At 67.2% G+C, this 26,580-nt stretch carries 22 protein-coding genes; 16 read left to right on the top strand and 6 right to left on the bottom strand.

Annotated features, from left to right (window positions below; genetic code table 11):
• Window positions 1-358: 358 nt before the first annotated feature.
• Both MOX02_RS24420 and MOX02_RS24415 read right to left on the bottom strand, forming a co-directional pair.
• A complete protein-coding gene (locus MOX02_RS24420; protein ID WP_147028429.1) occupies window positions 359-1,462 on the bottom strand; it encodes an AraC family transcriptional regulator in 1,104 nt (367 codons plus the stop codon).
• A gap of 180 nt (window positions 1,463-1,642) precedes the next feature.
• Window positions 1,643-2,149 carry a hypothetical protein gene (locus tag MOX02_RS24415; protein ID WP_147028428.1) on the bottom strand — a complete coding sequence of 169 codons (507 nt, stop codon included), beginning with the start codon at window positions 2,147-2,149 and terminating at the stop codon, window positions 1,643-1,645.
• 560 nt (window positions 2,150-2,709) lie between these two features.
• Here MOX02_RS24415 and MOX02_RS24410 point away from each other — a divergent pair.
• The 6 genes from MOX02_RS24410 to MOX02_RS24390 all read left to right on the top strand — a co-directional run bounded on the left by MOX02_RS24410 (window position 2,710) and on the right by MOX02_RS24390 (window position 9,988).
• A complete protein-coding gene (locus MOX02_RS24410; RefSeq protein WP_147028427.1) occupies window positions 2,710-3,777 on the top strand; it encodes a GSCFA domain-containing protein in 1,068 nt (355 codons plus the stop codon).
• 718 nt (window positions 3,778-4,495) lie between these two features.
• Entirely contained in the window at window positions 4,496-4,846 is a 351-nt protein-coding gene (locus MOX02_RS24405) for a DMT family transporter (RefSeq protein WP_147028426.1), read from the top strand.
• Window positions 4,843-5,406, top strand: a complete 564-nt coding sequence (locus MOX02_RS24400; protein ID WP_147028425.1) for a TetR/AcrR family transcriptional regulator — start codon at window positions 4,843-4,845, stop codon at window positions 5,404-5,406. The genes MOX02_RS24405 and MOX02_RS24400 overlap by 4 nt, the downstream gene beginning before the upstream one ends.
• A 75-nt stretch (window positions 5,407-5,481) precedes the next feature.
• On the top strand, window positions 5,482-5,640 hold the full coding sequence (locus MOX02_RS31515) for a hypothetical protein (protein WP_170267979.1): 159 nt from the start codon (window positions 5,482-5,484) through the stop codon (window positions 5,638-5,640).
• Complete coding sequence (locus MOX02_RS24395) at window positions 5,637-6,875, top strand: efflux RND transporter periplasmic adaptor subunit (protein WP_147028424.1); 1,239 nt, start codon at window positions 5,637-5,639, stop codon at window positions 6,873-6,875. The genes MOX02_RS31515 and MOX02_RS24395 overlap by 4 nt, the downstream gene beginning before the upstream one ends.
• 35 nt (window positions 6,876-6,910) lie before the next feature.
• Window positions 6,911-9,988: an efflux RND transporter permease subunit gene (locus tag MOX02_RS24390; RefSeq protein WP_147028423.1), complete on the top strand. Its 3,078-nt coding sequence runs from the start codon at window positions 6,911-6,913 to the stop codon at window positions 9,986-9,988.
• 248 nt (window positions 9,989-10,236) lie between these two features.
• Here the strand turns inward: MOX02_RS24390 and MOX02_RS24385 are convergent, their stop codons facing one another.
• Window positions 10,237-11,031 carry an AraC family transcriptional regulator gene (locus MOX02_RS24385; RefSeq protein WP_147028422.1) on the bottom strand — a complete coding sequence of 265 codons (795 nt, stop codon included), beginning with the start codon at window positions 11,029-11,031 and terminating at the stop codon, window positions 10,237-10,239.
• 176 nt (window positions 11,032-11,207) lie between these two features.
• Here MOX02_RS24385 and MOX02_RS24380 point away from each other — a divergent pair, with 176 nt between their 5' ends.
• Window positions 11,208-12,431: an MFS transporter gene (locus MOX02_RS24380; protein ID WP_147028421.1), complete on the top strand. Its 1,224-nt coding sequence runs from the start codon at window positions 11,208-11,210 to the stop codon at window positions 12,429-12,431.
• A gap of 147 nt (window positions 12,432-12,578) precedes the next feature.
• On the top strand, window positions 12,579-12,839 hold the full coding sequence (locus MOX02_RS24375; RefSeq protein WP_147028420.1) for a hypothetical protein: 261 nt from the start codon (window positions 12,579-12,581) through the stop codon (window positions 12,837-12,839).
• Window positions 12,840-13,038: 199 nt separating this feature from the next.
• Here MOX02_RS24375 and pdxR read toward each other — a convergent pair whose 3' ends face one another.
• Window positions 13,039-14,520 (bottom strand): MocR-like pyridoxine biosynthesis transcription factor PdxR, encoded by a 1,482-nt coding sequence (pdxR, locus tag MOX02_RS24370; RefSeq protein ID WP_147028419.1) that lies wholly within the window; start codon window positions 14,518-14,520, stop codon window positions 13,039-13,041.
• A 205-nt stretch (window positions 14,521-14,725) separates the two neighbouring features.
• Between pdxR and MOX02_RS24365 the strand changes: the two genes are divergently transcribed.
• Both MOX02_RS24365 and MOX02_RS24360 read left to right on the top strand, forming a co-directional pair.
• A complete protein-coding gene (locus tag MOX02_RS24365; protein WP_147028418.1) occupies window positions 14,726-16,888 on the top strand; it encodes a molybdopterin-containing oxidoreductase family protein in 2,163 nt (720 codons plus the stop codon).
• A 135-nt stretch (window positions 16,889-17,023) separates the two neighbouring features.
• Window positions 17,024-17,341 (top strand): c-type cytochrome, encoded by a 318-nt coding sequence (locus MOX02_RS24360; RefSeq protein WP_147028417.1) that lies wholly within the window; start codon window positions 17,024-17,026, stop codon window positions 17,339-17,341.
• Window positions 17,342-17,563: 222 nt separating this feature from the next.
• Here the strand turns inward: MOX02_RS24360 and MOX02_RS24355 are convergent, their stop codons facing one another.
• Window positions 17,564-18,640 (bottom strand): YeiH family protein, encoded by a 1,077-nt coding sequence (locus tag MOX02_RS24355; protein WP_147028416.1) that lies wholly within the window; start codon window positions 18,638-18,640, stop codon window positions 17,564-17,566.
• A gap of 132 nt (window positions 18,641-18,772) precedes the next feature.
• Window positions 18,773-20,080 (bottom strand): MFS transporter, encoded by a 1,308-nt coding sequence (locus MOX02_RS24350; protein WP_147028415.1) that lies wholly within the window; start codon window positions 20,078-20,080, stop codon window positions 18,773-18,775.
• Window positions 20,081-20,362: 282 nt separating this feature from the next.
• Here MOX02_RS24350 and MOX02_RS24345 point away from each other — a divergent pair, with 282 nt between their 5' ends.
• From MOX02_RS24345 to MOX02_RS24320, 6 genes are read left to right on the top strand one after another with little or no spacing between them, the layout of a single operon-like run.
• Complete coding sequence (locus MOX02_RS24345) at window positions 20,363-21,178, top strand: IclR family transcriptional regulator (protein ID WP_147028414.1); 816 nt, start codon at window positions 20,363-20,365, stop codon at window positions 21,176-21,178.
• A gap of 16 nt (window positions 21,179-21,194) precedes the next feature.
• Window positions 21,195-22,358, top strand: a complete 1,164-nt coding sequence (locus MOX02_RS24340) for a CaiB/BaiF CoA transferase family protein (RefSeq protein ID WP_147028413.1) — start codon at window positions 21,195-21,197, stop codon at window positions 22,356-22,358.
• Window positions 22,359-22,370: 12 nt separating this feature from the next.
• Window positions 22,371-23,084, top strand: a complete 714-nt coding sequence (locus MOX02_RS24335) for an enoyl-CoA hydratase/isomerase family protein (RefSeq protein WP_147028412.1) — start codon at window positions 22,371-22,373, stop codon at window positions 23,082-23,084.
• Window positions 23,085-23,110: 26 nt separating this feature from the next.
• Window positions 23,111-23,938, top strand: a complete 828-nt coding sequence (locus MOX02_RS24330) for a CoA transferase subunit A (RefSeq protein ID WP_147028411.1) — start codon at window positions 23,111-23,113, stop codon at window positions 23,936-23,938.
• Window positions 23,931-24,662 carry a CoA-transferase subunit beta gene (locus tag MOX02_RS24325; RefSeq protein ID WP_147028410.1) on the top strand — a complete coding sequence of 244 codons (732 nt, stop codon included), beginning with the start codon at window positions 23,931-23,933 and terminating at the stop codon, window positions 24,660-24,662. Before MOX02_RS24330 ends, MOX02_RS24325 begins: the two co-directional genes overlap by 8 nt.
• A 29-nt stretch (window positions 24,663-24,691) precedes the next feature.
• Window positions 24,692-26,167, top strand: a complete 1,476-nt coding sequence (locus tag MOX02_RS24320) for a class I adenylate-forming enzyme family protein (protein ID WP_147028409.1) — start codon at window positions 24,692-24,694, stop codon at window positions 26,165-26,167.
• The last annotated feature ends 413 nt before the right edge of the window (window positions 26,168-26,580 follow it).

Below are 26,580 nucleotides of genomic sequence, written 5' to 3'. Positions count from 1 at the left end.
ATCCGTCGCCTTTTCAGCCCAGGCTCCCTGCTGAGCCTCTTCCTTCGAACTGGCGCTCTCGGCTGCGGCTTAACGCGCACTGTGAACCGGGCTGAGAGCAAGCTTCGGAAAATGGCACGCTGAGGCACTCATCCTGGCCGCGCAGAACGTCGCTTGGACGAAAATTGAGCTCGAAGCGGATAGGCCGCTTCCGGCTATCTGTGGGCGGCTGCTTCGCGCCCATTCCGGCCGTTCGACGAACTCCGGTGGCCTCTCCGAAGCGGTCATTCGCCGGCTGGACATTATGGAGCGCCTCCAGCCGCCGGCACGGCGCCGTATCTGCTGATCCCCTTTGGAACGCGCGTCGATCGTCTCGGTATTAGTGGCCCTTCGTCTCCGGTCGGTTTGCTCGCCGCCACGCGCTCGGCGTCGTGCCAGACCAGCGCCGGAAGGCGTGCGTGAACCCGGCGGGCTCGGAGAAGTCGAGGCAGTCGGAGATCTGCGCCAAGCTCATGCCGGTGTCGGCGAGCAACTGCTTGGCCACGCGGAACTGCGCCTCGTTGGCGAGGCGCTTGAAGCTTGTGCCTTCAGCCTTCAGCCGTCGGCTCAAGGTGCGGCGGGTCACCAGCTTCTGACGCGCCACGCGCTCGGCTTTGCAGCGCTGCCGGGTCACAGCGGTCTGGAGGTACTCGCGAAGCTTGTCCTTCAGCGTGGAGGGTTGAGCCCCCTCAAGCTCGCGGATTTGGTCCTCCGCCCCCTGGCGCAGCGCCGGATCCGCCCCCGCGATCGGCTGCTCCAGGAGCGCGGCCGGGAATACCAGGGCGGCCGCTTCTTGATCGAAGCGGACAGGGGCCCTGAAGAACCCGATGTAGGGGACCGTGTCGCGGGGCGCAGAGCGCGGCAGCAGCACCTCCAGCGGCGCCCAGTCAGGCCCACACAGCCCGCGCAGGATGTTGGTCACCGTGGCGAGCGCCCGCTCCAGATGCAGGGCAGCACCCGCAGCCTCGGGCTCGTGCGGGGCGTAGCTGAGGACGACGATGTCGTCGTGGACACAGAGGCCGACCACGGCCCCCCGGTCGCGCACGCACGCATGCGCTTCCAGGGCCCGCAGGGCGTCACCCACCGAGGCGCAGTGGCGGAGCATCACCCCAAGGAGGCCGAGCGAGGCCAGGGTGGTTCGCTTCCCGACCAGCAGTCCGAGATGGTGGCAGCGCGTACGGTCGGCGGCCAGGCCGATCAGGCGTCCGATGGCCGTGTAAGGAACGGGCTTGCTGCTGCCGTCAAAGAGACGGGGCTCGAGGCGCGCCTCGGCGATGAGGCCGTCAAGGTCGGCGCCGAGTTCCACCAGGACGGTGTGGATCGCCCGCACGACATCGGGATGGATGAAGCCAACAGACGGCGCCTTCTCGGCCCCGTCGGAACTCTCGTCCGTGACCGCCCCGTCCGAGCCATCGTTCGTGTGTGGTTCGACAGAGGAAAGCATGGCCGTACCCTCCCGTCGTCAGATGATCCTACGCAGAGTTCCGCGCTTGATCAAACGGGACAGGAAAATTCATTCTTTGCGTACAATCCCCTCGCAGTTTGTCTGCGGCTGTACGCTCTGACGTCTCGCAGCTGAGCGCCGATGCCGACCGCACGCGGACGACACGCTCAGGCTGCAGCGTCAGTGCTTTCCGTCAGGGATAACATTGTTGAGGGTGGTGAGGTCTGCGCCCGGCGCGGCCGGCGCCTCCCCGTCGAAGATGGTCTTGATGACCCGGGCGACGCTGGCGCCGACCTGTGGCGGCTGGATCGACAGAGCCCGCTCGACAGCCTCTGCCCTCAGGGTGTCGGTGTCCACGAAGCCGAGACGCTCCAGCTCGTGCATGAGAAGCGCGTTCATCACCAATCCAGCGATGGCCTGATGAGCCGTCGCGGCCAGCGCCTTTCCGGCCTGCGCCGTGTTCTCCGCCTGCATCAGCGCCAGCTCGGTCAGCTGCTCGTTGGTGAAGGGATCGTCGATGTCGCTCATGCCGTACCCGCGCTGCGGAGGCGCTTGAACCTCGAAGGTGCCGACCGGCAGCGGATTAACAATTGGCCAGCTCAGGAACGGAACGGCCAACTCATTCTGGCAGTTCCGGCGTGCCCTGCTTGATCGGACAGGGCGCCACCACGCGGCCATTGCGGCCATGCAGCGAGGACCACGCGCCTCGTGCTTGAGGTCGGACGGACGCTGCAGTCGCTGTGCTTGGAGCTACCGGAAGCTTGTGTTCTACGTGGTGCCTCCGAGCGCCGGGATTAACGTCTTACCGCGGCCATGGATTGAGCGATGCGCAATCCAGATCGAGCGCCCTTGACTGCCTGTCTATGTGCTTACGGTCACATCCACTTTCCTTTCGTTTCGGACCATCGGCATAGGTACCAAGCGTCATCTGTGGACGCCCCTGCGGGTCCGCGCCCGTATCGCCAGATCCGAGGTTTGCAGATCGCGCCGAACAATGAATTCGCAAAGGAGGCTGAGGAAGCACACAGCCCAGAGGCAGTTGGTCCAGGCAGAGACTAGGGGGGCGTCTGCAGACTGCTGTGGGGACGCATCAACGTCCCAAACTGCACGATCGTTTGCATCCGTGTTTGCGGACTTGGCACGCCATGATCGTGCCAAGGATCGTGCAGACAACTGTAAGCCGCGCCGGAGCTGAGTGCGCGGTCAACGCGAACCGCCGGCGCCGCATCGGACTAAGGAGCAGGACGTTGGCTTCAAACCCGTACACAGGGCTCCCGGCCGAGAGGTTCTGGCGCAAGGCCGTCACCAACGTCGCGCCCTTCGCCGTCAACCCACACCCGAAGAATACCTTTGCGATCGCGCCCAGTGATCGGGTCGCCACCGGCGGCTCCTGCTTCGCGCAGCGCGTCGCCGAGGCTCTGCGCAACGCGGGGTTCAACTACTATCTCACCGAGGCGGCCCCGCCGGGCATGAGCGCGGAGGAGGCGTACGAGCGCCAGTTCGGCACCTTCTCGGCGCGCTACGGCAACCTCTACTACACGCGCCAATTCGTGCAGTTGTTCGATCGCGCTTACGGCCGGTTCGAGCCGGAGCTCAAGGCGTGGCTGCGGGAGGACGGGCGCTACGTCGACCCGTTCCGCCCGACGGTCGAGCCAGCAGGATTTGCGAGCGAGGCGGAGGTCGTGGCCGCGCGCGACGCGCACCTCGCCGCGGTGCGGCAGCTGTTCGAGACGCTCGACGTGTTCGTGCTTACCCTCGGCTTGACCGAGGGCTGGCGCTGGCGGTCCGACGGGGCGGCGCTGCCGCTGGCGCCAGGCGTGGCGGGCGGGACCTTCGACCCGGATCTCTACACCTGCGTCAACGCCGGCGCGGCGGAGGTGCTGGGCGACCTGCAGGGCTTCCTCGAGCGGCTCTGGAGCGTGAACCCGGCGGCGCGGGTGATCTTCACGGTCTCACCGGTGCCGATGATCGCGACCTACATGGACCGGCACGTCATGGAGTCGAACAGCTACTCCAAATCGGTGCTGCGGGTTGCGGCCGGTGAGGTCTGCGCGGGGGGCGATCCGCGGGCGGTGTATTTTCCAGCCTACGACCTCGTCACCAGCAACGTGAACGCGAACCGCTACTACAACGACGACATGCGCACGATCAACGACGCGGGCGTGCGCCACGTGATGCGCCTGTTCCTGGCGACTTTCACTCAGGGCCACGCTGCCCCAGCGCCATGCCAGGGAGCCGTAGGGACGAGCGCCGAGTTCGAGGGCACAGCGGGCGTGATCTGCGACGAGGAGCAGATCGATCGGAGCGCAGCGTGACAGGAATATGATTCGTGCTAATGCCCCCGGAACGCTCCACGAACCGACCAGTCTCGTTCCGCACCCGTCGTTCGACATTCTGAAACGGCAAGCGCTCAGAAGTATTAGATTTTATTGGAAGATCGCTCGTCATAGCCGGCCCACGGGCGTCACTGGCCAAACTTGGACGTTCGCTTAGCCGAGTGGCTCGCCCGAATGCCGCCGTTCTGCCTTCGACGAAAGTCTGCCATTCGGCATCGCGCCCATTGCGGCCGCTCAGCTGACTCTGGCAGGTTCTCCGAAGCGGACGTCGCAGCGGCTCAGCTTGCCGGTCTGAGTAGCGCCAATCACGAACATTTCCTCCGGGCCAGCGGAGAGCCGTTCGTCACTCGGCAGCTGCTGTTGATATAGGGTGCATTCTAAGGCCATCACTCGCGCACGGTCGGGCTCTCAAGGGGGCAAAGAGGCAGGCCGACCGCTATCGCGGGCTGCAGGAAGGAGCAGCTACGCAATTCCTGCTGAGTGGCCCTAGGAGTTGTTGGCGCAGTCTGTAACCCTGCCACCGCGGTTGGGTAGGCCTATGCGCCGGTCCAAGCGGTGCGCTCCTCGTTCCACTGGAACTGAGACTGCACATGTGCGGCAGGTCCGCGGGTCGGAAAATTTGCACAGCTTCGATATCGCACTTGCAACATACCTTTTGGTTGGTATGTTGCGCGGATGTCGTTCTGAGCACCATTACATGCCCAATCCCACCGCCGCCTACGTCGCCCTCGTCATCGCCATCGCATGCGAGGTCGCCGGCACGACCCTGCTGCAGATGTCCGAGCAGTTCACGAGGCTCGTGCCCACCCTCGCCATGGCGGTCTTCTACGCCGCAGCCTTCTACTTCCTCACGCACGCCCTGAAGACCATGCCCCTCGGCGTCGTTTACGCGCTCTGGAGCGGCGTCGGCGTCGTGCTGACCGCGGTCGTCGGCAGCACGCTGTTCAAGCAGGTCCTTGACCTGCCGGCGCTGATCGGCATCGGCATGATCGTCGGCGGCATCGTGGTGATGCAGGCATTCTCGACCGTGACGGGGCACAGGCCATGAAGACCGCCTCCCAACGCAAGAAGGATCCCGAGCTGGTCCGCCGCACGCTTCTCGATTGCGCCATGCGCCTGGCCTTGGAGCATGGACCGGCCGGCCTCACGGTGCAGGCCGTCGCCGAGGCGGCCGGCGTCACCAAGGGCGGCCTCTTCCATCACTTTCCGAGCAAGCAGGCCCTGGTCGAGGGCCTCTTCGCCGACCTGGTGGAGAAGCTCGATGCCGACATCGAGGCGGCCATGGCCAAGGATCCGCAGCCACGCGGCAGCTTCACCCGAGCCTATGTCAGAGCGACGTTCGACGACTTGCCCCAAGGCCAGGGGAACCCGGCGGCGGCCCTCTACGTGTCCGCTCTCGCGGAGCCGAGTGTGCTCCGCATGTGGGCGGATTGGTTCACGGCGCGGCTGGAGCGTCACCGAGCGACCGACGACGAGCCGAGCCTTGAGATCGTGCGCATGGCCGCCGACGGCGCTTGGCTTGCCCACCTCATGCGGGCAGACGGCGCCGCCGTTCCTGATGCGGCGGGGCTGCGAGAGCGGCTCATCGCGATGACGCTTACGGACTGACGCCGGCCCCGCGCCCCCATTCCCAATCCAGAAGCAAGGACCCGCTGATCCATGCGACAGCGCGAACGAGAACGCATGTCCGTCATCCCGATCCTCTCACCGATCCTCCTCGGGCTGCTGCTGCTGGCAGGTGCCTGGGCCCGGCATGCCCCGCTGGATCTGACGAGGGCGCCCGCGCCGGCCGGCTCGATCCCCTATCACGCGTCGGAGCCGAGCAAGGAGCCCAGCCGATGACCCCGTCATTTGATGCCCGCCCGGCCGTTGCGGCACTCGCGCTCACGCTCGCGCTCACGCCGGTTCAGGCAGGCTCGGAGCCGGGCTCGGGCGAGGGGTCCAGGTCCCCGCCCGTCGTCAGCGTGGTCGGTGCCGTCAAGCGCGAGATCGCCGAGACCGCCATCGTGACCGGAACGCTCGTGGCCCGCGACGAGGTCCTGATCGCTCCCGAGGTCGATGGCTATCGCGTCACGGAAGTGCTCGCCGAGGAGGGCGCAAGGGTCGAGCGCGGGCAGGTGCTGGCCCGGCTCTCGCGCGACCTGATCGAGCGACAGATCGCGCAGCAGCAGGCGGTGGTCGCGAAGGCGGCGACCGCCGTGCCGCAGGCGAGGAGCGGGATCGAGCAGGCCGAGGCCGTGGAAGTCGAGGCGCGGCTCGCATTCGAGCGTGCTCGCCAGCTCATGCAGACCGGGAACACCACTGCCGTGGTGATGGAGGGGCGGACGGCCATCCTGCGCCAGGCCGAAAGTCGTCTCGCCTCCGCCCGGAACGGGGTCGCGGCCGCCGAGGCGGACTTGGACCAGGCCCGGGCGATGCTGTCCGAGCTGGAGCTGCGTCGCGCCCGCACCGAGATCCGCGCGCCTGACGCCGGCATCGTGAGCCGGCGCAGCGCGCGTGTCGGCATGACGGCTTCCGCCTCCGCGGAGCCGCTGTTCCGGCTGATCGCCCGCGGCGAGATCGAGCTGGAGGGCGAGGTCACAGAGACCGTGCTGCCACGGCTGCGCGAAGGGGCACCTGCGTTCGTCGAGCTCGGAGGCGAACGCGTCGCCGGCAGCGTCCGCGCCGTCTATCCCGAGGTCGACCGGACGACCCGCCTCGGCAAGGTGCGCGTGCGGCTCACGCCCGATCCGCGCCTTCGCATCGGAACCTTCGTCCGCGGCGAAGTCGAGATTACGCGCGCCGCCGGCGTGGTGATCCCGCTGGCCTCCATCCGCTACGGCGGCTCGGCCCGCGGCACGGTCCTCGTCGTAACGGGCGACACCGTCGAGGCATGCGAAGTCCGCACCGGTCTCGCGGAGGACGAGACCGTCGAGATCCGCTCCGGTCTCGGCGAGGGGGAGCAGGTCATCGCGAAGGCCCAGAGCTTCCTCCGCAACGGTGACCGCGTGCGCGTCACCGCGGCCTCCCAACCGGCTCCGACCGGCGCCCCCCAGCTTCCGAAGGCCGGCTGGGAGGCTGCCGCCGGAACGCCCTGACCGCCACCGTCTCTCGACTGGACACCCGTCATCCCATGCACCTGAACGTCTCCGCCTGGGCGATCCGCAAGCCCATCCCGCCGCTCGTGCTGTTCCTGGTGCTGGTGGTGCTCGGCCTCGTCAGCTTCCACAGGCTGCCGGTGACGCTGATGCCGAACGTCGACGTGCCGGTTGTCTCGGTCACGATCACGCAATCGGGCGCAGCCCCGGCCGAGCTGCAGACCCAGGTCACCAAGTGGGTCGAGGACTCGATCGCGGGCGTGCGCGGGGTCAAGCACATCACCTCGGCGATCACCGAGGGGACGTCGGTCACGACGGTGGAGTTCCGCCTGGAGGTGAACACCGACCGGGCCGTCAACGACGTAAAGGACGCGGTCTCGAAGGTCCGCATCAACCTGCCGCGCACCATCGACGAGCCGGTCATCCAGCGCGTCGACATCGCCGGGCTGCCCATCCTGATCTACGGGGTGACGGCACCCACGATGGCGCCGACCGATCTCTCCTGGTTCGTCGAGGACACGGTGGCACGCGCCCTCCAGGGCCTGAAGGGTGTCGGGGGCGTGACCCGCGTGGGCGGCGTCGCCCGCGAAGTCCGGGTGACGCTGGACCCGGATCGGCTGCTGGCGCTCGGTATCACGGCGGCGGATGTGAACCGGCAGCTGCGCCTGACCTCCGCCGACATGGCCGGCGGGCGGGGCGAGGTCGGCGGGCGCGAGCAGTCGATCCGCGCGCTCGCCGCCTCGCGCACGGTGCACGACCTCAAGGAGACCAGCATCGTCCTGCCGGGGGACCGCAAGGTCCGACTGGAAGAGCTGGCGGCGATCGAGGACTCGATCGAGGAACCGCGCTCCTTCGCCAGCGTGAACGGCGAAGCCGTCGTCGCCTTCGCGGTCTCGCGGGCGAACGGCGCGAGCGACACCGAGGTCGCGGCGGTGGTCGATGCCAAGGTCGCCGAGTTCCAGGCGAGCTACCCGGACGTCCGGTTCGAGAAGATCGACTCCTCGGTGGCGATGACGCTCGGCAGCTACGATTCGGCCATGCACACCCTCCTGGAGGGAGCGGCCCTCGCGGTCGCGGTGGTGTTCATCTTCCTGCGCGACTGGCGGGCGACGATCATCACGGCGACCGCCCTTCCACTCTCGGTCCTGCCGACCTTCTGGGCGTTGGACGCGATGGGCTTCTCGCTCAACATGATCAGCCTGCTGGCCATCACCCTGGTGACCGGCATCCTGGTGGACGACGCGATCGTCGAGATCGAGAACGTCGTCCGGCACATGAGGATGGGCAAGTCGCCCTACCGCGCCGCCCTGGAGGGCGCCGACGAGATCGGGCTCGCCGTCATCGCCATCACCGCGACCTTGATCGCGGTGTTCGCCCCCGTTTCCTTCATGAGCGGCATCGCGGGCCGCTACTTCATCCAGTTCGGGCTGACCATCGCGGTCTCGGTGTTCATGTCGCTGCTGGTGGCGCGACTGATCACGCCGTTGTTCGCGGCCTACTTCCTGCGCGAGCATGGCCACCACGAGGAGCGCGAGGGGCCGGTGATGCGCGCCTATGCGCGCCTCGTGGGCTGGTCGGTGCGCCACCGCGTCGCGACGTTGCTGGTCGGTCTCGCGCTGTTTGCCGCGTCGCTTGCCTCGGCGGGGCTTCTGCCGGCGGGCTTCATCCCGAAGCAGGACAACGCCCGCACGATGTTCAAGGTCGAGCTCGCCCCCGGCGCCCGGCTCGCCGACACCATCTCCGTCACCGACCGGCTGACTGCCCGCATCCGGACCCTCCCGGAAGTCGCTTCGGTCTTCGTGGATGGCGGCCGGCAGGCAAGCGGCGGGCAGGAGACCCGGTTCGCCACGCTCACGGTGAACCTCACGCCGAAGGGGGAGCGGTCCCGCAATCAGGAGGCCATGGAGATCGCCATCTCCCGCATGCTGTCCGAGGAACCCGACATCCGTTCCTGGACGCTGCGGGACAGCGGCCAGCGCGATCTCGCCCTGGTGGTGAGCGGACCGGACGTGGACGTCGTCACGGAGATCGCCGCGCGGCTCCAGCGCGACATGGCGGCGATCCCCCACCTCGTCTCGGTGATGTCGACGGCTCCCCTCGACCGGACCGAGGTGCGCATCCGCCCGAAATCAGGCGTCGCCGCGGACCTCGGGGTATCGACCGACACCATCGCCGAGACGGTGCGGGTCGCCACGATCGGCGACGCAGGGATGAACCTTCCCAAGTTCAACGCGAAGGACCGGCAGGTGCCGATCCGGGTGATGCTCCCGGAGAGCGCCCGAGGTGCGGTCTCGCGCCTGGAGACCCTGAAGGTCCCGGCCAAGAACGGGGCGGCGGTGCCGCTGACGGCGGTGGCCGAGATCGAGCTCGGCCAGGGTCCCGGGGCGATCGAGCGCTACGACCGCGCGGTGCGCCTGGCGGTGGAGGCCAACATGGAGGGGTCCGACGCGCTGGGCTCCCTGATCGAGCAGGCGCTCGCCACGCCGACCGCCAGGAACCTGCCGCCCGGCGTCACCATCAAGCAGACGGGCGACGCCGAGATCATGGGTGAGGTCTTCTCGGGCTTCCTGATGGCGATGGCCGCCGGTATCATGATGGTCTACGCGGTCCTCGTGCTGCTGTTCGGCTCCTTCCTGCAGCCGCTGACGATCCTGTTCTCGCTGCCGCTCTCCGTCGGGGGCGCGATCCTCGGCCTGCTGCTCGCCGACATGTCGATCTCCCTGCCCGTCGTCATCGGCATCCTGATGCTGATGGGCCTGGTGACGAAGAACGCCATCATGCTGGTCGACTTCGCCGTCGAGGAGATGCGCGCCGGGATCGATCCAGTCACGGCGATCGTGGATGCCGGGCGCAAGCGGGCGCGGCCGATCGTGATGACGACGATCGCCATGGCGGCCGGAATGGTGCCTTCCGCGCTCGCTCTCGGAGAGGGCGGCGAGTTCCGCGCGCCGATGGCGGTGGCGGTGATCGCGGGCCTGATCGTCTCGACTCTGCTCTCGCTGGTTTTCGTGCCGGCGGTGTTCCTGCTGATGGACGGCCTCGGGCGCGTGCTCGGCGGCCTGCTCGGCCGCTTCGTAGGCCCTCGGGACGACCCTCAGGTCACTCGGGTGTGAGGGCTAAGCGTGTCATGCACACCATGCCGTCGCGTGCATGAAGAGCCGCGCCTTCATCCATACCGTCGCTGCCTCCGGGCCTGCCACATGCACTCTGCCCAGACGGGGACTATGACCTGGCGGTTTGTCGCCGCCGGTTCGTGAGCGTCTCCATGATGATGGCGCGGCCGAGGCGTCAACGGCAGTCAGCTTGGATCGATTGGGGATCCTCGACGACGCTGTCTCCATCGAACGCGCCGACAGGGCTGTCATTGTCGTGGCCGGCCCGAGACCTGCTCCTGTATGTAGGCTTGCGGGCTGCTCCCGAGCTCGGTGCGGAACGCGTACACGAACGCAGAGGTCGAGCCGTAGCCGAGCTGCATCGCGGTCTCGGTCACGCTCAAGCCCCCACCCATCAGCTCGACGACCCGGAACAGGCGCAGGCGTCGCCGCCAGGAGCGCAGGCTCATGCCCATGTCGGTCTCGAAGCGCCGCGCCAGGGTCCGCGCCGACAGCCCGAGTTCACGTCCCCATTCCTCCGGCCCGCGGGCATCGGCCGGATCGGCGTAGAGCGCTTCGCACAGCCCGACCAAAGGACCCTCCCGAGGCCAGGGGAGTGCCCCCGGCAGCGGACGGGCTCTCCGGAACTGGTCCAGGATCAGGGTCGCGACGCGGCCGGAATAGCCGTCGTCACTCTCCCTTCCCGCGATCGCTACCGCCTCCAGGATCAGGGCGCGCAGCAGCGGTTGCACGGCGAACACTGTCGGGTGTTCCGCCACGTCGCGTCCGGCCTCATCGGCGACCCACAGGCTGCGGAACTGGGCGCCGAGCAGCGATCCGACCCGGTGTCGGACACCGGTCGGCAGCCACACGGCCTGCTCCGGCGAGATCACGAAGGAACGCCCCTCCACGGCCACGGTGAGCACCCCGGAGGTGGCGTAGACGATCTGATGCCAGCGGTGGGCGTGCTCGGCGAAGTACCCGCGCGCTGGGATGGTCTGGGCACGTACGGTGATCGGCCGGGGCGGCACCAGCCCCGGCGGCACCGCAATCGGCTCCCACATCGTCTCTGGTCTCCAAGTTGGCAGCCATTCTACACAACTTGGCATCTCGTCGAGATACGGACGGTCGCCTCGCGGCTATATCACTCGGCCTGCCGAACCCGAGCGACCCGGTTCGATCCCTCATGCCGGCCGAGCCGTGGGCACGAGGGAGCTGCCTGTCGAAACCTGAGTTTCCGATGCCGCACGCCTCCCCGGTGACCGCCGAACGCGCGCCCGCCCCCGCTGCCAAAACTGGAACGGCCAACGTCGTGCGGCTGGCGATCGCGCAGGCGCTCGCCGGGGCGAACTCGGTCGTCGTGTTCTCGACCGGCGCGATCGTCGGCAATATGCTGGCGCCGAGCAAGATCCTAGCGACCCTGCCGATCTCGATTTTCGTCGTCGGGATGGCCGCCTGCTCGCTGCCGGCCGGTAGCATCGCCCGGCGTTACGGCCGGAACGCGGCCTTCATGACCGGAACAGCATGCGGCGTGCTCGTCGGGCTCTTGTCGGCCTTGGCTATCCTGACAGCCAACTTCTGGCTGTTCAGCGCGGCCATGTTCTTCGGTGGCGCCTACGCCGCTGTGGTCTTCTCCTTCCGCTTCGCAGCGGCGGAGTGCGTCCCGGCGGAGCGACGACCGCGCGCGCTGTCCACCGTGATGGCAGGTGGAGTCTTCGCGGGTGTGATCGGCCCGCAACTCGTCACCTACACCATGAACCTGTGGCCACCCTACCTGTTCGCCGCCACCTTTCTGGCTCAGGCCGCAGTCGCTGCCCTAGCGGCCGTCGTCCTCGCCGGCGTCCGCCTGCCGCGACCCACCACGGAGGATCTCGACGGCGGGCGGCCCCTGGCCGTGATCCTGGCTCAGCCGCGCTTCATCATCGCGGTGGTCTGCGGGGCTGTCTCCTACCTGCTGATGAACTTCGTCATGACGGCCGCACCGCTGGCCATGCACCTGTGCGGCCACGCTCAGGAGAACGCCAATCTTGGTCTCCAGTGGCACGTGATCGCCATGTACGGTCCGAGCTTCTTCACCGGGCGGCTGATCACGCGCTTCGGTGCCTCCAGCGTCGTGGCGGCCGGTCTTGCCTTGACGGGCGCGGCCGCCATCGTCGGGTTGGCCGGCGTGGACGTCGCCCATTTCTGGCTGTCGTTGATCCTGCTCGGCGTCGGCTGGAACTTCGGCTTCGTGGGCGCCTCGGCACTCGTGTTGGATTGTCACCGCCCCGAGGAACGGACGCGGGTGCAGTCGGTCAACGACTTCATCGTGTTTGGGATGGTAGCCCTGGGCTCGTTCTCGTCCGGAGGCCTGCTGACCAGCTACGGCTGGAACACGGTGCTCTGGGTCTCGTTCGTGCCCCTGGCGCTGGCAGCATCGGCGCTGGCGTTCACGGCCGTGCGAGGCGCGGGCCGGATGGCTTAAATCGGCTAAACAGGGGGCCCTTCGATTCCACAGGGAACGTCTGCAATCCACCCCAGGCGGCCCCGCCTTTTAGGCCAGCGGATGCCTTGCAAGTTTGTCCTCGTGGGCCGGTTCCGCTCTCCTCAGGAGGCTCACCTTGTCCCGAGCTTGGCGGGCTTCCCGGAGGGCGACATACAGCTTCTCGACGAGGACGTGACCGTCCCAATCATCGGCGATCCGAATAACGGTGTCGCCGTGCTCGACTTCGAAGAGGCATGGGGCACAAGGCTCAACCTCATGGTCGGTGAGCGAATGGATGGACGCGGATCGCTTGGAAGTCATCGTGATCTCTCGTCGGCAGTGGACGTGCCGTCCCCGGAGACCTGTCTCGAAATGAAAGCGCCGCCGGGATGCGGCGGCTTGGTATGATCGTCGATCGTGATCGAACGCAGCCGCCCTATGGTAGGGGCGGGCGATAGCTCACGGTGTTGCTGGCGCGACGGATCATTGGGGCTGCTTACGCCAGCGTCCCGGTTCCCGTCAACGAGACACACAGCCGTCTGCCTTCCACCCGAAGCGTGCTTCGAGCCGTCCTCGATAATCGCGACGGTCGCAAGACGCAGCCTTGCTACGGGTTCGCCGGCGCGGCGTGCTCACCGAGCATCAGGCGCAGCCTGCGCACCGCATCTTCGATCTGCGCTTCGGTCAGCGACGAGTAGCCGAACACTAGCATGTCGTCGTTCGCCTCGGCGTCGAAGTCGAAGGCCGCCCCACTCGACAGGGCGTAGATCCCGATGCCCTGCTCCCGCGCCATGACCTGGATCTGCCGGGCGGGAGGAAAGCCCGGCGGTAGCTTCCAGACCAGGTGCAGCCCGCTCTCCCCGCCGAGGATGGTGGCTCCCTCGAAGGCCGCCCGCAACGCCGCGACGAGGCGGTCGCGACGCGCCTTGTAGACCTGCCGCAGCCGGCGCAGGTGCCGGTCGAAGTGCCCCTCGTCGATGAAGGCGGCCAGCGCGGCCTGTTCCAGCCAGGCTTGGCCGTTGCTCATCCGCGCCTTCAGCATCCGCGCCTCGTCCCAGAACAGGCGCGGGACCGTGGCGAAGCCGATGCGCAGGCCGGCGCCCACGGACTTGGAGAAGGTCCCGGCGTAGAAGACGCGCCTGCCCCCGTCGAGACCCGCGAGGGCCGTCAGCGGCGGCCCGTCGTACCGGAAGTCGCTGTCGTAGTCGTCTTCGACGATGTAGCTGTCGGTCTCTTCTGCCCATTGCAGCAAGGCCAGGCGCCGCGTCAGCGTCATGGTGGCCCCGGTTGGGAACTGGTGCGAGGGCGTGACGTACAGCAGGCTGCCCCTTTCCGCCGGGAGCAGGTCGGTCCGCAAGCCCTCGCCGTCGACTGGGGTCGGATGGATGGTCAGGCCGGCGCTCCTGAAGATCAACGAGGCCCCAAGGTAGCAGGGGTTCTCGATGCAGAGCTGTCGGGTGTGCGATTTGAGTAGGTTGAACACCAGGTTGAGCGCGTCCTGCCCGCCCGTGGTCACGATGACCTGGTCCTCGGTCACCGCCACGGCGCGGGCCCGCCGCAGGTGCGTGCCGATGGCGGCGCGAAGCTCCGGCAGCCCTGCGGGATCACAGTAGTCGGTGAGATAGGCGGTCTCCTTCGCCAGGAGTCGGTTCACGATCCTCCGCCAGACGCGAAGGGGGAACCCTGCGGGGTCCGAGCGTCCGACCCAGAAGTCGAGCTCCGGCCGGTCGCTGCCTCCGCCGGGCGAGCCCGCGAAGCAGAGCAGGGGCTCGCTTGAGGCGTCCGGGATCGGCCCGTTCGTTTGGTAGAGGCCGCCGCGCTGGATCAGCAGGAGGCTGTCCGGCGGGATCGGCTCGACGTACAGCCCAGCCGTGCCGCGCGCCCTGACGTAGCCCTCGGCCGCGAGGCGCTCGTAGGCCATCATCACGGTGTTTCGCGACACCCGCAGGCGTTCCGCCAGCACCCGGCTCGGCGGCAACGCCGTGCCGGCCTTGAGCTGGCCGTCGAGGATGATCTCCCGCACTTGGTCGAAGACCTGGGCCTGCAGGGGCTTGGTGGACTTCGCGTCTAGCGCGAGCGTCAGTTCCACGGCTCCTCCCGTCGGCGCATTATCGGCCGTTCACGACCGGCCCACCCAAGCGCGACAAATCGGTTGGTACCATGAACACCGCCCGATTTGGCTCTTTCACCGGACCAAAAATTGGAATTGTTTGTGCTTTAGTGCATCCTGGGATCGCACCGAGCACGCCTCCCCGCCAGTCAACGAGGGCCGGGCGCTCGACCGCGGAGGAAACATGAACGAGATCGTCAAACCGGACTCCCTGATCGTCGCCGAGGCCGAGAGCCTGACGGAAACGTTCTTCGGCGGCTGCCCGCACGATTGCCCCGACACCTGCTCGATGCTGTTCGACGTCAAGGACGGCCAGCTCCAGGGCGTGCGCGGCAACCCGGATCATCCGATGACCCGCGGCGGCCTCTGCGTGAAGCTGAAGGATTATGAGAAGCGCCACTACCATCCCGACCGGCTGCTCTACCCGATGAAGCGGGTCGGCCCGAAGGGCTCGAAGCAGTTCGAGCGGATCACCTGGGATGAGGCACTGGACACCATCGTCACCCGCTGGAAAGCGATCATCGACCAGTACGGCCCGCAGGCCATCGCGCCCTACAGCTATCTCGGCAACCAGGGCCTCGTGCACGGGCTGAATGGGGGCGACGCGTTCTTCAACCGCATGGGCGCCACCGTCACCGAGCGCACCTTCTGCGGCGAGGGCTCGTGCACGGCATGGCTGCTCACCGTCGGCCCGACGGCGGGGCTCGACCCGGACAGCTACATCCACTCCAAGTACATCGTCATCTGGGCCTGCAACTCGGTCAGCACGAACCTGCACCACTGGGCCATCGTGAAGGATGCCCAGAAGAAGGGCGCCAAGGTCGTCGTGATCGACACCTACGCTTCGCGCACCGCCAAGGCTGCCGACTGGCACATCGCGCCGAAGCCCGGCACCGACGGCGCCCTCGCCATGGCGCTGATCAACTCGATCATCGAGCAGGGGTTCGTCGACCAGGACTACGTCGACAACTACACGGTCGGCTTCGAGGAGCTGAAGGAGCGGGCGAGCACGCGGACCCCGGAATGGGCCGCCGAGATCACCGGCGTCCCCGCCGATGACATCCGTAAGCTCGCCCGAGAGATGGCGACCGAGCAGCCAGTGGGCATCCGCATCGGCGTGGCGCTGGAGCGGCACTACGGCGGCGGCCAGACCATCCGGGCGGTCGCCTGCATCCCGGCGCTGACCGGCGCATGGCGCCATGTCGGCGGCGGCATCACCCAGTTCGGCGTCTGGGAGCACCCCTACCGGTTCGACGTCATCTGCCGTCCGGACCTGATCCCGGAGGGCACCCGCGTCGTCTCGAACCTCCAGATCGGCCGGGCGCTCACCGGTGAGATGCAGCTCGACCCGCCGATTATGTCGATGATGTGCTGGAACTCGAACCCCGTCACGCAGGCGCCCGAGACGGACAAGATCGTCGAAGGGCTGATGCGCGAGGACCTGTTCATGGTCTCGGCCGAGCACTTCATCTCAGACACCGCGTCCTACGCCGACATCCTGCTGCCGGCGACGATGGGCGCGGAGATGGAGGACATGATCCTGTCCTGGGGCCACCTCTATCTCACCTACAACACCAAGTGCGCCGAGGCGCCGGGCGAGGCGATCCCCAACAACGAGATCTTCCGGCGGCTCGCCGCGCGGCTCGGCTTCGAGGAGGAGAATTTCAAGTGGACCGACAGCGAGTGCCTTGAGCACTACGTCGACTGGTCCGCGCCGGCCTGCGAGGGGATCGACCTCGCCTACATGCGCGAGCACGGCTTCGCCCGCCTCAAGGTCGGCACGCCGGACGACCGCGCCCCGCACCGGGAGGGCAACTTCCCGACGCCGACCGGCAAGTGCATGCTCAAGGTCGAGGGCGCCACGAACTTCGTCGCCCCGCCGTTTCGGCAGATGTATGAGGGTTTCCAACCCGGCGAGGCGCTCGACCCGCTGCCCGACTACCTGGGCCCGCGCGAATCCCACACGAACGACCCGGAGTTGGCGAAGCGCTACCCGCTCAACATCGTCTCGCCGAAGAGCCACTACTTCCTGAACTCCTGCTACGCGAACATGGAGGACAAGCAGAAGGGCCAGGGCGAGCAGTTCGTGATGATCAGCCAAGCCGACGCCGACGCGCGGAGCATCCGCGATGGCGACCGGGTTCAGGTCGCGAACGACCGCGGCGCCTTCAAGGGCGTGGCGCGGATCACCGACGACGTGAAGGCTGGCATCGTGGTGGCGACGCTCGGCTACTGGCGCCAGCTCAACGAGGGCACGGTCAACAGCATCTCGTCGGGCGCCTTCACGGACATGGGTCACGCCCCGTCCTTCTCGGACAACCTCGTCGAGGTCTCGCGCGCGAACTGAGCCGCCCCGCTCCGACGTTCAGGCGCTCCCCTGCGGGGCGCTTGTTCGTTCTCGCGTACCAAGCGCCGACAGGAGGGGTGAGGTCATTTTCAGGGAAACCTGTGCCGCCTGTCACGGCGAGCAACTCCAGGGGACATGTCACCCGGGGTCGGAGCAGACAAGCTGATCGGCGGTCGCGGCAGCCTTGCCACGAACAATCCGGTCAAGACCACCGAGAGTTACTGGCCGTATGCAACAACGCTGTTTGACTACGTCAAGCGTGCGATGCCCTTCAACGCTCCCGGCTCACTGAGCGATGACAAGGTTTACAGTGTTGTGGCGTATGTCCTTGCACAGGGCAAAATTATAAAAAAGGATGAAAAAATAGACGCGACGACGCTGCCGAAATTGCAGATGCCAAATCGCGATGGTTTTGTTTCCGACCCAAGACCTGAGCTGAGCCTGTATCGATAGCGTTTTTGGCGCCTTCTCGCGGCATCGGCGCTGTGTAGTTACGTTGCGATGGCTCGCAAACGATCATCGCTTGCGATCGGCTCAGCAAGAATCAGCTCTCCGCCCACGATCTGGCCTCTGGGTTCAGAGCCCGAGCGGTCCGCGAACTCGTTGAAGGCTTGCACGCAGGTACGCGGCGTTGGGAGGCTCAACTACCATTGACTGGAAGGCTCTTGCAGCGCCTCAAGCGGAGCCGAGAGCGTAGATGAGGGCTAGGCTGATGGCGATCAGCACGACGAGGGAGGCTGTGACGGCAGCCGTCACGCGTCCGCCGACTCGAGCAAGGACTCGCACGTCCACGCCGAGCCCAAGAGCTGCCATCGACACAACCGTCAAGTAGCTCGCGACCTGCTTCAGCGGCCCAGCAGCTCCATCCGGTATCAGCCCGAGCGAACGCAGACCCGCGAGCGTCATGAAGCCAAGGATGAACCAGGGCACCAGCCTGAAGAAGCTGAGCTGGGTCGGTCGGCCCTCCGCCGTCGCGCCTTCGGGCAGCAGCGGGGCGATCAGCGAGAGCACCACCACAACGGGCCCCAGCATCAGCACCCGAACGAGCTTGACGAGCGTGCCGACCTGCGTGGCGATCAGCCCGACCGGCACAGTCGCGGCCAAGACCTGCGGCACGGCGTAGACGGTCAGGCCCGCCAGGACGCCGTACTGGTTCTGCGACAGCCCGACGAGTGGGATGAACAGCGGCAAGCCGAGCACCAGGAGGACGCCCAGCACCGCCGTGAAGGCGATCGCCGCGGCGACATCCTTGCTGTCGGCGCCGATCACGGGCGCCACCGCGGCGATGGCCGAGTTGCCGCAGATCGCGTTCCCGCAGGCCACGAGCAGTGCCATGCGGGCCGGCAGGCCGAAGGCCCGGCAGAGCCCGTAGCCCGCTGCGATCGCCAGGATGACGATCGCCACGATGCCGGCGAGAAGCGCGGGACCGGAAGCCAGGATCGCGCCGAAGCTCAACGAGGCGCCGAGCAGCGCAACGGCCACCTCAAGCAATTGCTTGGCACTGAACGCGATGCCGGCATGAAAGCGGGGACTTGGCTGCCAGGCGCTGCGGATGCCGAGGCCGATCAGAATGGCGAGGACAATTGCTTCGATATAGGGGTGACCGAGGCTCCATTCCTGGATGTTCTGGATACCCGCCGCGACAACGGCGATGGTCAGGCACAGCATGATGCCCGGCAGCAGGCTCGATATCTCGCCCGCCTTCACCTGCAGATTCGCGGGTGCGTCTCGCGCCGAGCTCCTCAGGCCCATGTCATCCGTCCTGCCTCAGGTCTCGCCCCCTCGGGGCACGTTCCGTGACTGACGACGCCCAGGCAGGATCGCTCCCCCCGGGCGTCGTCGAACCCGTGCGAGCCACTCGGCTCGCACGGCTTGAGCGGAGGATCAGGCGAGGCTGGCGGACGGAGCCGACCGCCGCGCGATGTGCGCGTTGCGATAGAGCGTCAGCGCGCCCACGATCGAGAACAGCGCGGCGCAGGCGAGCCAGAGGCCGGGCATCGCCTTGTTGCCCGAGGCGTGGATCAGATAGGTGCAGATCGCCGGCGTGAACCCGCCGAAGATCGCCTGGGCCAGGCTGTAGGCGAGCGAGAAGCCGGTGGCGCGCACCTCGGCGGGCATGATCTCGGTCAGCGTGACGACCATGACGCCCTGGTAGCCGCCGTAGAGGAATGACATCCACATCAGCGTGGCCAGAAGCCGGCCGAACGACGGGTCGGAAACAAGCCACGCCATGATCGGGTAGGCGGTGATGCCGATGAGCACCGAGAACACGAGAAGGACCGGCAGGCGGCCGACGCGGTCCGACACCGCGCCCATGACGGGAACCCAGACGAAGTTCGCGAGGCCGACGCAGACCGTGACGATGAAGCTGTCCTGATCGCTCAGGCCGAGCACCTGCCGCGCGTAGGTCGGCGTGTAGGCCGTGATCATGTAGAAGAACACGCTCGTCAGCGTCACGAGCAGGACGGCCTTCAGGACGATGACCCAGTTCTGGATGAGCGAGCCGTAGATCTCGCCGAGCGTCGCGCGGCGGTGCTTGGCGCGCTGGGCGAAGTCCTCGCTCTCCTGCATCGAGCGCCGGATCCAGAACAGCACCGGGATGATCAGGCAGCCGATCAGGAACGGGATGCGCCAGCCCCAGGTCATCATCTGCTCCTCGGTAAGGAGCCCTCGCAGCGTCACGCCGATGACGGCGGCGAAGACGACGGCGACCTGCTGGCTCGCCGACTGCCAGCTCACGTAGAAGCCGCGGTTCCCAGGCGTGGCGATCTCCGACAGATAGACCGAGACGCCCCCCGATTCGGCGCCCGCCGAGAAACCCTGGAGCAGGCGCCCGATCAGCACGAGGATCGGAGCGGCGATGCCGATCGAGGCGTAGGTCGGCGTGAAGGCGATCAGGGCGACGCCGACCGACATGATCGCGAGGCTCATGACGAGGCCGGCGCGCCGTCCGTGCCGATCGATGTAGGCGCCGAGCACGATGGCGCCGAGCGGGCGCATCAGGAAGCCGACGCCGAATGTGACGAGCGACAGCATCAGCGAGACGAACTCGTTGTCGTTTGGGAACACGGCCTTCGCCACAGCGGCGGCATAGAAGCCGTAGACCATGAAGTCGAACATCTCGAGGAAGTTGCCGCTGACGACGCGGAAGACGTCCTTCTTCGTCGGCGGCCTTTTCACTGTGGCGTCCATGTTCCCTCTCCCAACTACGGGGGCGGCCCTTCATCCGGGAGTCCCCGGAGTCGACTGACAGCGCCAAGTTGTTCTATTATTCAGAACGCCGTTTCATCTGACACTACGCTAGTGAATGCTTCGCCTCCTCGTCAATCGAAAAAATGCAGCATAACAGGCGTGCTTGCATCCGTTACATTGAAGGTATTGGAAGCATTTTGCCACTTTCCCGGTTAGTGGCCTTGACGGGTCTCGCCACTCAGACCTAACATAATCCAGAACGCTGTATCGGATATTAGAACGATGGACAGCACGCTTCTCAAAGGCCTGATGGTTCTCGAGCAACTCGCCGGTAGCGAAATGCCTCGCGGCGTCAGCGAACTGGCGCGCTCTCTGAACCTGACAAAGAGCAACGTGCACCGCACGCTGCAGACGCTGGTCTCGGCTGGCTATGCGCGCACCACCCCTGCCGGCACTTACGAGTGCACGCTGAAGCTGTTCGAGTTGGCGAGTTCTGTCCTTGCCCGCATCGATGTGCGGCAGGTGGCGGAGCCCTACATGCGGGCGCTGGCCGAGCAGACGCAGGAGACGATCCACCTGTCGGTTCTCGACAAGGCCGAGGTCATCTACCTGCACAAGATCGAGAGCCCGCATCCGGTGCGGGCTTATTCCTCGATCGGCGGCCGTGCTCCGGCCTACTGCGTGGCTTCTGGCAAGGCGCTGCTCGCCTATCAGGAAGAGGCGCTGGCGCACCTGCCCGAGACGCTGACCGCCCACACCTCCCGCACGATCTCGAGCCTGGACCTCCTGCGACGTGAACTCGAGCAGGTCCGGATCCAGGGATTTGCGGTCAACCGCGGCGAGTGGCGTGAGGGTGTCTGCGGGCTCGCCGCCATCGTCCATGATGCGATGGGGCGCCCCGGCGCCGCGATCGGCATCTCCGGCCCTGCCGACCGCCTGAACCCGGCAGCCCTGCGCCGCTACAGCGACGTCGTCGTCGACGCGGCCCGCAGCCTGTCCAGGGCGCTCGGCTACAACCCCATCACCCTCTCGTCACACCACGCGCCGCGGGCCGCCCAGGGTCACGCGCCATCGGGCGCGACCGCCGAGTTCGCCTGATCGAAGGAGTAAGCCATTGCGACCGCTTTCCGGCATCCGGGTCATCGAGTTCTGCAGCGTCGCTGCCGGTCCGTTCTGCGCCATGCTCCTCGCCGACATGGGCGCGGACGTCATCAAGGTGGAGAACCCTGACGGCGGCGACACGATGCGGGCGTGGCCGCCGATGAGCGGGGACTACAGCGAGAACTTCGCCTCGCTGAACCGCAACAAGCGCTCGGTCACGCTCGACCTCAAGGATCCGACCGACAAGTCTCGCGCCCGCGAGCTGATCCGCTCCGCCGACGTCGTGCTGGAGAACAACCGCCCAGGCGTCATGCAGCGCCTCGGCCTCGACTACGCGACGGTCAGCGCCGATCGACCTGCGCTCGTCTACTGCTCGATCTCCGCCTACGGCCAGGAGGGACCGCGTTCAAAGGAAGCTGGCTTCGACTTGACCCTACAGGCGATGAGCGGCGTGATGAGCGTCACCGGCGAGCCGGGAGCACCGCCGGTCAAGTGTGGCGTACCGATTTCGGATTTCGGCACCGGCCTCTATGCGGCCTACGCCATCGCGGCCGCCCTGTTCCAGGCCCGCGCCACCGGCAAGGGCACGCATATCGACGCCTCGATGTTCGGCGCCACGCTGGCGATGGGCGCGCTCCAGACGAGCGAGTATTTCGGCAGCGGTCGCGATCCGCGCCGCCTCGGCTCCGCGCATCCGCGCAACGCGCCCTACCAGGCGTTCCGCGCCCAGGACGGCTACTTCGCGATGGCGGCAGGCAACAACGCGCTCTATCGCTCGGCCTGCAACGCGATCGAACGCCCGGACCTGTTCGGGGATCCGCGCTTCGCTTCGACCGCCCTGCGGGCGCAGCATCAGGGCGAGCTTCTCGATATCCTGGAGCGGATCTTCGCGGACTTCACGTGCGAGAACCTTCTGGCGCGCTTCCGCGCGGCCGGCGTGCCCTGCTCGCCGATCAACAGCTACTCCGAGGCGCTCGCCGACCCGCAGGTCGAACACATGGGCTGGGTGCAGCCGGTGCGGCTGCCGTCAGGCGTCGAGACCCGCACCTTCGTCTCGCCCCTGAGGTTCTCCGGCGAAGGTTTCCCGATCTACCGGGACCCACCGGCCCTCGGCGAGCACAACGAGGAAGTGTTCGGCGTCGGGGAGCCGGCGCCCGCCCTGGCCCGCACGGCCTGAGGAGGAAGCACGATGAGCGAGCTACTCGTCGAGCGTGACAGTACGACCCTGACCCTGACACTGAATCGGCCGGACAAGATGAACGCGCTCTCGGCCGCACTGGTCGAAGCCCTTCTCCAGCAGGTCGCCGAAGCAGGCAACTCCGGGATCCGCCTGCTCGTGCTCAAGGGCAGCGGCCGCAACTTCAGCGCCGGCTTCGACTTCGGCGGCTACGAGGATCAATCCGAGGGCGATCTCGTCCTGCGCTTCATTCGGATCGAGCAGCTGCTGCAGGCTATCCGCCACGCACCCTTCGACACGCTGGCGCTGGCGCATGGGCGCAACTTCGGCGCCGGCGTCGATCTGATCTGCTCCTGCGGGCGTCGCATCGCCGACCCCGGCGCGACCTTCCGGATGCCGGGGCTCGCCTTCGGCCTCGTGCTCGGCACCCGCCGCTACGCCGAGCGCGTCGGCGGATCCCGCGCCCGCATCGTCCTGGGCGACGTCATTGTCTTCGACGCGGAGGAGGCGCTGGCGGACGGCTTCCTGACGGCGCGCGTCCCGACCGCGGAATGGCCGGAGGCTATCGCGAACGCTGCGGAGGCGGCCAACCGACTCTCGCCCGAGGCGGCCGCAGCCCTCCACGGTGCGACCGCGGCCGATACGCGGGCGCAGGACCTCGCCGATCTCGTGACCTCCGCCGCCCGTCCAGGGCTGAAGGAGCGCATCCGCGCCTACCGCGCCTGAACACTGTTGCATCGGGAGAAGCGCCCGTGAGTCTCGGCACATCGAAAATCGTCCCCCTCGAGGAACTCGCCGCCCGCGTGGCCGACGGCAGCTCCCTCGCCCTCGGCGGCAGCTTCCTGCACCGCGGCCCCTTCGCCCTCGTGCGCGAGTTGATCCGCCAGGGGCGGAAGGACCTCGAGGTGATCAAGCAGTCGCCCGGCTACGACATCGACATTCTCTGCCGGGCCGGGGCCCTGAGCCGGGCGCGCGCCGGCATCGTCGCGATGGAGGGCAATTTCGGTCTCGCGCCCTGGTATCGGCGCGCGGTCGAGACCGGCCGGATCCGCCTGGAAGAGCACGCCTGCGCGAGCCTCACCGCGGGGCTGCGGGCGGCGGCCTTCGGCGTGCCCTTCATGCCCTGCGGCGGCATCCACGGCTCGGACCTGCCCGCGCTGAACGGCTGGAAAACGGTCGAGGATCCCTACGGCGGCGGCGAGACGGTCTACGTCATCCCGCGGATCACCCCAGACTTCGCCGTCATCCAGGCCAACGAGGTCAGCGAGGAGGGGGACGTGCGCGTCTACGGCACCTCGCATTGGGACCGCATCATGACCCGGTCCGCCAAGCGGGTCCTCGTCGTCGCCGAGCGGGTCGCGTCGAGCGCGTCGTTTCGCGATCAGCCCGAACTGACGCTGGTGCCCCACTTCCTTGTCGAGGCGGTCAGCATCGTCCCGAACGGTGCCTGGCCCGGCTCCTGCTGGCCGCACTACGAAGTCGATTACCTAGCCGTCGAGGCCTACATGGAGGACGCCGCCGGCGTGCTCCGGGCCCATCTCGATGCAGCCCCCGAGGCCCGGGAGGCCGCCCATGTCTGAGTGGTCCGGCTTCTCCTACATCGTCACGAACCTCGCTCGGTTCGTCCGGCCGAACGAGATCACTTTCAGCGGTGTCAACTCGGCGCTGCCGATGCTGGCCTGCCTGCTGGCCAAGCGCGCCTATCCGTTCGCCTTCACCTACATCAACGTGGCAGGCGGCGTGGATCCGAGCCCCTCGAAGGTGCCGATCTCATCGTCCGACCCGGTGCTGGCGGAAGGGTCGCGTTCGATCTTCGCCAACGAAGATTTCTACGACCTCTGCACCCGCGGGCAGATGGACCTCTGCTTCCTCGGCGCGGCGCAGGTCGACGGGCTCGGGCGCACCAACGTCTCCTGCATCGGCGACTGGCACGCCCCAAAGGTGCGCCTGCCGGGCGGCGGCGGCGGCGCCGTGATGCTTCCGACCGCGCGCCGCGCGGTCACGTGGCGGACCGAGCATTCCCGCCGGACCCTGGTCGAGACCCTCGACTTCGTCACCGCCTCTGGCGGCATGCACGGCGTGGTGACGCCGATCGCGGTCTTCACGAAGCGCGACGGGCGCCTCGTCCTCGCCTCCTGGCACCCTGCGGCAAGCCTCGACGAGGTGCGGGCGCGGACCGGATTCGCCTTCGAGGCTGACGGCGCAGAGCCGACGACGGCACCGATCCCGGCCGAGGCGGAGGCGCTCGCCGCCCTCGATCCCGACGGCCAGTTCGAACGCGACGCGGCGATCCGCCTGCGCTGACACAAACGCAGAATGGGAGGAGCGAGGCCATGACGACGTCGATCAGCGCACACCTGCGAGAGGCGATCGCGCAGCATGCGCAGGCCGGCCGGACGGCCATCTTCGGTCCCGCGACCTTGACCTATGCGGAACTTGGCCGCCTGATCGATGGCTACGCTGCTGGGTGCCACGATTGGGGCATCGCGCGCGGAGCAAAGGTCGGCATCATCGCACCGAAGACCGTTGCCGCGATCGCCGCCTACTTCGGCGCGATGCAGGCCGGAGCCTGCGTCTGCTTCATCGAGCCCGGGCTCGCGTCCGAGGCCGTTACCGAGCAGGCGGAGACGGTCGGGATGCGCTACCTCGTCGTCGATGAGAGCCTGATCGACCGCTTCGCAGATCAGTCACCCCACAGCCTCGCAGTGCGGGGTCTGGACACCCTGAACAGCGGCGGCGTCTTCATCGATGACGGCCTCGACAGCAACGACACCGCGATGCTGCTGTTCACCTCGGGCAGCACCGGCCGGCCGAAGGGTGTCGTTCTGCGGCACGGCAGCCTGATCTGCAACGCGGGCGGGGTTCTGCGCCACACCGGCACGAGCCCGCAGGACAGGCTCCTTCACGTCATGCCGCTCTATCACACGAACGGTGTCAACAATCAGCTGATCGTCCCTTTCCTCGCCGGCGCCAGCGTGATCCTCCACGACCGCTTCCGACCGGAGGCCGCGATCGAGGCGCTTCGCAACGATGCGCCGACCTACATGACCGGCGTTCCGACGATCTACGCGCGCATGCTCCCGCACCTCACACCTGGCGAGCGCTTCCCCGCGCTCCGCTTTCTTCGCTGTGGTTCGGCACCGATCACCCCAACGCTTCATCAGCAGATCGAGGACGCCTTCGGCGTGCCGCTGGTCGTTTCCTACGGCCTGTCGGAGGCAACCTGCACCTCCACGATGAACCCGCCCGATCATCGCAAGATCGGCACGATCGGCACGGTGCTGTTCGGCCAGGTCGTCCGCCTGTTCGATCCTGCCACCAACGCGGAAGCAGAGAGAGGGAGCGAGGGCGAGATCCGGATCTCGGGGCCCGCCCTCATGGCCGGATATCTCGGGAGCACGGAGCAGCCAATCGTCGATGGCTGGCTGCGGACAGGCGATTTGGGGCGCTTCGACGAGGAGGGCTTCCTCTCGATAACGGGTCGCATCAAGGACGTGATCATTCGCGGCGGCGAGAACATCTCGCCCGCTCTGATCGAGCGGCATCTTGCAACGCATCCAGCTGTCCGCGACTGCTGCGTGGTCGGCGCTCCCGATGCCGATCTCGGTGAGGTGCCGGTCGCCTTCGTGGTCCTGAAGAAGGGCGCGCAACTCGACGAGCCCGCTCTCAAGGCCTTCGTGAAGGGCTCGCTCGCGCGCATCTACGTGCCTGCCGAGATCCGCTATATCGAGGTCTTGCCTACGAACAACGTGGGCAAGACCGACCGGAAGGCTCTGCGGACCGCACTGGCGACTGAACCGCATAGCTGACCACACCAAGTGGCCAGCCCGCGCTCTGAGATCTCCGCCTCAGCCAAGCGAGAGCCAGGCTCTTGCCCGGCGCCATCTGCACCTCGATTTGGCACAGCCTCAGCACGACCTACTCCGCGCTCAGCCTCTGTCGTTCTCTCATCTCCAGCTCCTCCGGTCCTGGCTGATCCTCTCATTCTGCCCGGTCCAAAGCTAGCCGGTTTGTTCGGTCGGCTCGGTCAGCCAAGCAACCCTTGGAGTAGCGACCCACTCTGCTCTAACTTCGAAAGCGGACCCCCTCGTGCGGGCCGATCAGAGGTCCGGCACAGCTCGACTCAGGCAGTATCTCTGCAGTCGATGAAGGATGGCGACTGTGGGTTCTGTCTACTCGGCGCTCCAAGCCGACGTTCAACTCGGCGCAGCACTCGCGATCC

The organism is Methylobacterium oxalidis, from assembly GCF_007992195.1.
Lineage (GTDB): Bacteria > Pseudomonadota > Alphaproteobacteria > Rhizobiales > Beijerinckiaceae > Methylobacterium > Methylobacterium oxalidis.
This window is presented reverse-complemented; position numbering and strand designations above follow the sequence as displayed.